Source organism: Sporosarcina sp. Y352 (assembly GCF_056786535.1).
This window is the reverse complement of the sequence record NZ_JBXCJE010000015.1, coordinates 65,228-71,998: the sequence shown is the minus strand read 5'-3', so window position 1 is coordinate 71,998 and position 6,771 is coordinate 65,228. Positions and strand designations below refer to the sequence as shown.

Annotated in this window: 6 protein-coding genes; 1 reads left to right on the top strand and 5 read right to left on the bottom strand. The window is 31.8% G+C overall.

Features of this window, described 5'->3' with window-relative positions; genetic code table 11:
• Positions 1-118: 118 nt before the first annotated feature.
• From AC1TO6_RS18605 to AC1TO6_RS18595, 3 genes are all read right to left on the bottom strand, one after another.
• Positions 119-334 (bottom strand): DUF5412 family protein, encoded by a 216-nt coding sequence (locus tag AC1TO6_RS18605; RefSeq protein ID WP_482103119.1) that lies wholly within the window; start codon positions 332-334, stop codon positions 119-121.
• A 310-nt stretch (positions 335-644) separates the two neighbouring features.
• On the bottom strand, positions 645-1,403 hold the full coding sequence (locus tag AC1TO6_RS18600; protein ID WP_482103118.1) for an SDR family NAD(P)-dependent oxidoreductase: 759 nt from the start codon (positions 1,401-1,403) through the stop codon (positions 645-647).
• A gap of 124 nt (positions 1,404-1,527) precedes the next feature.
• The gene (locus AC1TO6_RS18595) at positions 1,528-2,286 is read right to left on the bottom strand and encodes an SDR family NAD(P)-dependent oxidoreductase (protein ID WP_482103117.1); all 759 of its coding nucleotides are present in this window, start codon (positions 2,284-2,286) and stop codon (positions 1,528-1,530) included.
• Positions 2,287-2,435: 149 nt separating this feature from the next.
• On the opposite strand from AC1TO6_RS18595, the gene AC1TO6_RS18590 reads away from it, so the two are divergent.
• Positions 2,436-3,353, top strand: a complete 918-nt coding sequence (locus AC1TO6_RS18590) for a LysR family transcriptional regulator (protein ID WP_482103116.1) — start codon at positions 2,436-2,438, stop codon at positions 3,351-3,353.
• Positions 3,354-3,933: 580 nt separating this feature from the next.
• Here AC1TO6_RS18590 and AC1TO6_RS18585 read toward each other — a convergent pair.
• Both AC1TO6_RS18585 and AC1TO6_RS18580 read right to left on the bottom strand, forming a co-directional pair.
• Complete coding sequence (locus AC1TO6_RS18585; RefSeq protein ID WP_482103115.1) at positions 3,934-5,535, bottom strand: MFS transporter; 1,602 nt, start codon at positions 5,533-5,535, stop codon at positions 3,934-3,936.
• Positions 5,536-5,971: 436 nt separating this feature from the next.
• Positions 5,972-6,760: a 2-keto-4-pentenoate hydratase gene (locus tag AC1TO6_RS18580; protein ID WP_482103114.1), complete on the bottom strand. Its 789-nt coding sequence runs from the start codon at positions 6,758-6,760 to the stop codon at positions 5,972-5,974.
• Between the last annotated feature and the right edge of the window lie 11 nt (positions 6,761-6,771).

The window sequence follows — 6,771 nt, the reverse complement described above, 5'->3', positions numbered from 1 at the left end:
CCGTACGTCCTACCCTGGCTACTGATATATTAAATCCTATAAAAATAAGGTCAACCAGTAAAAACTGGTTAACCTTATAATACGAAAGCACCCGTTAGTTAAACAAGAAAGAAGAGTATTATTGATTTCTAAAATCAAATTTGTTCCTTGTCACATCTAACGTATGTCCATTAATTACTACTATGTTATTGTCTGTCCAAGAAGTATTTGCGGTGTCTTCTCGGTAGTTCCAATAGATATTTTTAGTTTTATTATCTTGATCATTAAATACCAACTCACCACGAACAGAATATGCCGTTGTTGCCCTATTGGTGACATATGCTTTTAATAGCATTTTCTGAGTCTCTTTTGTTATGCACTTTTCTTAATTTACGAGACTTTTTAATTTTCATGGTAATTTAAATACAGTTCTTCACAATCTATATAGTCACTTTATTACAGTGGAAAATTACTCTAATAGAACAAGAGTTGATATTTATCAAATGTTTTCAAAAAAATCAAAAAACTTATATTTTATTTCAAATTAAAAAGAAGCTATTTGAAATAAAGATGAATCAAATAGCTTCTATTTTTTTAATACTTCGAGTATTTTTATTTTAAATTTTAAATTTAATTAATTATTTTTTGCTGTAATCTTGTACTTATTAAACGATTGTTGCTCCCCCATCAATAACCAATTCAGATCCTGTCATATAACTAGATTCATCTGTAGCTAAAAATAGAGCGGCATTAGCAATCTCACTTGCTTCGGAAGCACGACGAAGAGGTATAAATTGTGTAACATCTTTAAAACCTTCTGCAGCTTCAAATGCACTAGCTGTCATAGGTGTTTTTACTGCACCTGGGTGAATCGAATTTACGCGAATGTTATATGATCCATAAGAAGCGGCAACATTTTTAGTCATCGAACGAATGCCACCTTTCGAAGCTGTATATGCAAATGGACCTCCAGTTCCTATCATCGCTGCAATAGAAGAAATATTGATGATAGAACCTCCATCATTTTCTTTCATAACAGGTAGAACATATTTCATTCCTAAAAATACACTTTTCAAATTGATATCCATTATTTTATCCCATTCATTTTCATCCGTTGTCTCAGGTGTGCTTAATGGGTTTTTATCTGCAATGCCTGCATTATTTACTAAAACATCTACTTTACCAAATTTCACAACTGCTTTTTCAATTACAGACTGCCATTCCTCAGCTGAAGCTACATTATGTTTAATTGCAATAGCTTCACCACCGTTTTGATTAATTTCATTGACAACTTCTTCTAATTTTTCAATTTGTAAGTCCGTTGCAATAATCTTTGCACCTTCTTTTGCAAATAATTTTGCTTCAACTGCACCCATACCACTTGCTGCACCAGTAATAATCGCAACTTTATTTTGTAATCTCATTACAAATACTCCCCTATCTATTTAGTTAATTGAACAACAGCTTATATAACAACTATTATTCAATGAAATTTTTCCCTTATAAGATTTAATAATTATTATTAGATAATTATCAAGCTTTTCAGCGTTAAATAATCGTTGTTCCACCATCAATTACTAATTCAGAACCTGTTAAATAGCTAGCTTCATCAGAAGCAAGGAATAGAACTCCCTGTGCTACTTCAATTGATTCAGATGGACGACCTAATGGGATCACGGAATTAAGTTGTTTAGAAATTTGCTCATCCGCTAATGCCCCCTGCATCATTGGTGTATTGATAACACCAGGATGAACAGAATTTACACGAATATTAAATTTACCATAACTAGCGGCAACGTTTTTAGTCATCGAACGAATAGCTCCTTTCGATGCAGTGTAAGCAGTTGGACCAGCTGTACCAATCATTGCAGCTACAGATGAAATATTAACAATGGAACCGCTACCACTTTCCTTCATTATAGGCAGTACATATTTCATACCCAAGAATGTACTTTTTAAGTTAATATTCATTACCATGTCCCACTCATCTATTTCAGTTGTCTCTGGAGTTGCATATTGATTTTTTCCACCGATTCCTGCATTATTTACTAATATATCTACCTTACCAAATTGAGCAACTGCTTTTTCAACTACAGTTTTCCACTCATCAGCTGAAGCTACATTATGTTTAATTGCAATAGCTTCACCACCGTTTTGGTTAATTTCATTGACAACTGCTTCTAATTTCTCAACTTGTAAGTCAGTTGCAATAACTTTTGCCCCTTCTTTTGCAAATAGTTTTGCTTCTTCTGCACCCATTCCTCCTGCCGCACCAGTAATAATTGCAACTTTATCTTGTAATCTCATATTTAAAATCCTCCTAAGTAATAAAATAAGTGTTTTCATAAACTTGTGACAAATTTGTTACACTTCTATTGTATAACTGTATTTAAATAAAATAAATTTAATTATAATTAAGTTAACTTAATTATAATTTAAGTATAGGAGGGATTTAATTGAATTTAGAACAATTAGCAAATATTGTAGAGGTTTCTAAAACAAAATCTTTAACACTAGCCGCAATTAACAGAAATATCACTTTACCTACGTTAAGCCAATCTTTGTCACAATTTGAGAAGGAAATAGATATCATATTATTTAAAAGGTCTCGATCTGGTACAATACCTACAAAGGAAGGACAATTGATAATTAATAAAGTACGAGAAATTATCGAAAAAGTTGAAATTTTGACTGAAACGGTTCAAATAATTAAAAATGAACTTAATGGAACCATTAAATTCGGTTCTTTACCTGGTTTTATGCCCTTAATAATTGACTCCTTCACTGGATTAAAGAGTTCTTATCCTCTAATAAGATCTAACCTATTTGAAGGAAGTACAGCTCAAATATATGAAAAATTGTTAAATCAAGATATTGATATTGCTCTTTTAGCATTTGATGAAAAGGATCAATTTGAAAAGAAGGAATACAACTTTGAAAAAATAACTTCTTGTAAAACTGTGATTGCGGTAAATAATACATCTCCACTCGCTAAAAAAAGATCCGTCACACTTTCCGATATTAGTGACTATCCAATAGCAACTCATGATGATAGTAAAATAATGGATATTTTATCTAGTGGAAATAATTTTGGTAGGTTAGATATTTCATTAAGAACAAATAACTTAGATTCTATCCGCAAAAGTCTTTCAAATAATACTGCTATTACCATAGGGTTAAATTATAGTTTCATAACTGATCCTAATTTTATTCATCAAACGGATATTGTTCTCGTTGATTTAATAGTACCCTTTCCACAAAATCACTTTTTGGGTTTTGTTAGGTTAAATAAGGCCCACTATTCTGAAATTTCTCGTATCATGGTGGAATTTGTAAATAATGAATTAAAACAATATATATACAAAATTACATAACTAAAAAGAATCTATTCCTTAATTTAAGATTTATTCACTTCATACTTTTTAGAAAGCTAATTTAAAAAGTATATACCTTCATTCCATACTGAACTGATTCATCTATAATTCTATTGTGAGACCTTTCTTAGGCATAAAAATTATTCCACTTGTAATAGCCAAATTATTATTTTTAATCTGTCTACCTAAAGTTAAGCATTTCATAGCAGTGGGTTTATTCTTTTTTATTGATAACTCAAAATACATTTGAAAATTCAAAGTAAATGAGGGTGCCCAAAATTACTCTTCGGGTCACCCTCTTTGGTTTAATATAGTAAGTATAAAAAACTACGTCTTCTAAATTCCGTACCAGTTTAAATGCTCTTGACTTAGATCAACCCATAAATGCTTTTTTTCTGTGTACATATCCATTACTTGTATACGAAGCTCATGTCCAAAACCAAACAGCATAATTTTAAAATTTGTAAATCTTTCCTTCCGTTTCAGAAGAGTAGGTTTTTATTCAGATAATTTATTGATAAATGGCTTTTCAGACAGTCCCCTTTATTTTAAGGTGGTTTTTCCAACCACTATATTTCATTTAACCTTCCGCACCTAACTCTTCCTTAGTTAAGGCTTCTTCCTTAGTAACAGCTACTTTTGACTTTCTAAATAAAGTGAAGCTCAAAGCGAGAATAATAATTAAAATTATAATATTTGTAATTCCTACCGTTTGAATAGCTCCAATTGTACTCATTGTCTTCGCTTCTATTAATATATCTTCTGCTGAAAGATTCAGTTGCATTAACAAATTATTTACTGGTTCCGTAACTGTTCCTGACATCAGTACACTTACCACTTCAGATAAATTACTAGTTGCTACTCCTTCATTTACTAAAATGTCTTGTAAATTTGATTCTAATTTCGACGATTGTGCCGCACCGTACAATGTCAAACCAAAAGTAGAACCTAACGGTAAACCTAAATCCTTAAACATCCCAAAAGTACCTGCTCCTACACCTTTTTTATCTTCTGGTGTCTCAGTAATAATGATTTTCATTAATGAGGAATTCAATAGTCCTGAAGTAATACCGATAAAGAACGGAATACTTAAAATGATTAATAATGAAGAATCCATCTGAATATTTATGAAAATAAATGTACCTACTAACGTAGACACTAAAGCAATTACCACTAAATATGCCGGCTTATATCGATCTAAAAATGCACCTACAGCAGGCGAAATAATTGCTGCGATAACAAAGTTAACCGTTATAATCAATCCAACCTCTACTGCAGTCCAACCAGTTCTTGCAGCAGCATAAAATGTTAAAGAAGAAATGATACTTAGCATTATAATGTTTTGAAAAGTAATTAAAAGAGCTGAAATAGCTATGCTTGGGATTTTTAGTACATTTAAGTCAACTACTGGTGACTTCACTTTTCTTTCAACACTTATCAAAGTGATTAAAAAGATAGTTGCTAAAACTGCTAATCCAATCGTAATAAAATTACTAATACCAAAGTTACCAATAATCATTGGCATTGAAATAACAATAGAAATTGTTAATAGAAATAAAAAACCACCAGCAAAATCAATATCTAACTTCTTATTACTTTTTTCAAAATTCGGTACTAATATACCGATTAAGATTAAGCCAATCAACGAAACTGTCCCACTAAATAAGAAAATTGCATGCCAACCAATATTTTTAATCAAAAGTCCTGAAATAATTCCACCTGTACCTGTTGCAATAAATACAAAAAGCATAAATAAAGCAATCGCTTTTCCACGTTTTTGTTCATCAAACAACTCCGTTACATAAGCAAAGACATTCGGAAATATACAAGCGTATCCAATTCCTTGTAAAAGTCGAGCGATCAATAATATAGTCACATTAGGACTAAATGCTGCCATAAATTCCGAAAAAGCAAATATTGCTAAACCAAACATGATAATTTTCTTTCTCCCTCTTTGATCACCTAGTCGGCCAAAAAGCGGAGCTAAAGAAATAGCTGTAATGTAATACGCTACCGAAATCATCCCTGCATTTGAAACAGGAATACCCAAATCACTACTAATATACGGTAATGCTGGACCAATAAAAGCTGCAGCTTCTAATGTAACAAAAACACCTAATAGCAATATACAAAACGTCAGCCATGGGGACTTATAAACTTTCTGATTCGTTAATTGATTCATTTACATCCTCCTAGATAATTAATTATTGATATTAGCTAAGCACTATATAAAAGCTATTAAATTGCTACCTAATTCCGTAGATATAAATTCTATTTTTATCAAATTTAAGACTGATTATATAATTCTTTTACAACCATTCCTGCCTCAAATTTCTGTTTCACTTGATAAAGTACAGTAGAATATTATTATAGTCATCAACCGTAATTTTTCCCGTTGATGACGCAAGTAGTAAAGTAGACTTTTCGTTTTTTCCGCAGTTTATAATTGCTTTAAGAAACAAAATAATCATTCATCTATATCATTTTCCTATTTAACACATATTTTTTAAGAATCTCTGTTTCAATGAGAAATTCAAATGAATTTTAGTATATTTGTGCAAAAACGCAACCGATTTGGAGAAAATCCATAAAAGGTTGCGTATCATTTATCGATATTTTCAAACATGAAAGTTAACATTCACTTCTCCAATTTGTGTAAACTTGGCTTTAAACTGATTACCTTGTTCTGCTACTACCGCTGCGGATAAAGCACCTGATAAAATAATCTCTCCAGCTTTAAGTCTGACACCATATTCCGATAATTTATTCGCTAGCCAAGCAACACAAAGAGCGGGGTCTCCTAAAACATCCGTCCCTTTTCCTTCATTGATAACTTGGTTATTTTTTAAAAGTTGCATATGAATGCTCTTTAAATCTACGTCGCTTATGTTTACTTTATTAGTTCCAAGAACGTAGAGTCCACAAGAAGCATTGTCTGCCACTGTATCTTCAAGTTTAATTTTCCAATCCTTAATTCGACTATCAACAACTTCAAGGGCAGGTACAACATAATCTGTTGCCCGTAGAACATCATCTACAGTAACATTTGGACCTACTAAATCTTCCTTCAATACAAACGCAATTTCGCCTTCAATTTTTGGTTGAAATAATTGACTTAGGGAAATTGCCGCACCCTCTTCTACATACATCGACTTTAAAAGATGTCCATAATCCGGTTGATCTACACCTAAGAGGTTTTGCATTGCAAAGGATGTTAAACCAATTTTTTTACCTGTAATACGATCACCTTCCATTGTTGCGACTGCAATTCGTTTGACTTGAATTTCATAAGCATCATCAATAGTTATCATCGGCTCTTGGATTGTAATTGGTGAAATAGATTGATGTTTTAGATGTGCTTCGTCAAGCAGATGAATAACATTAGATATTAATCGCTCCGTTACCATAACGCCACTCC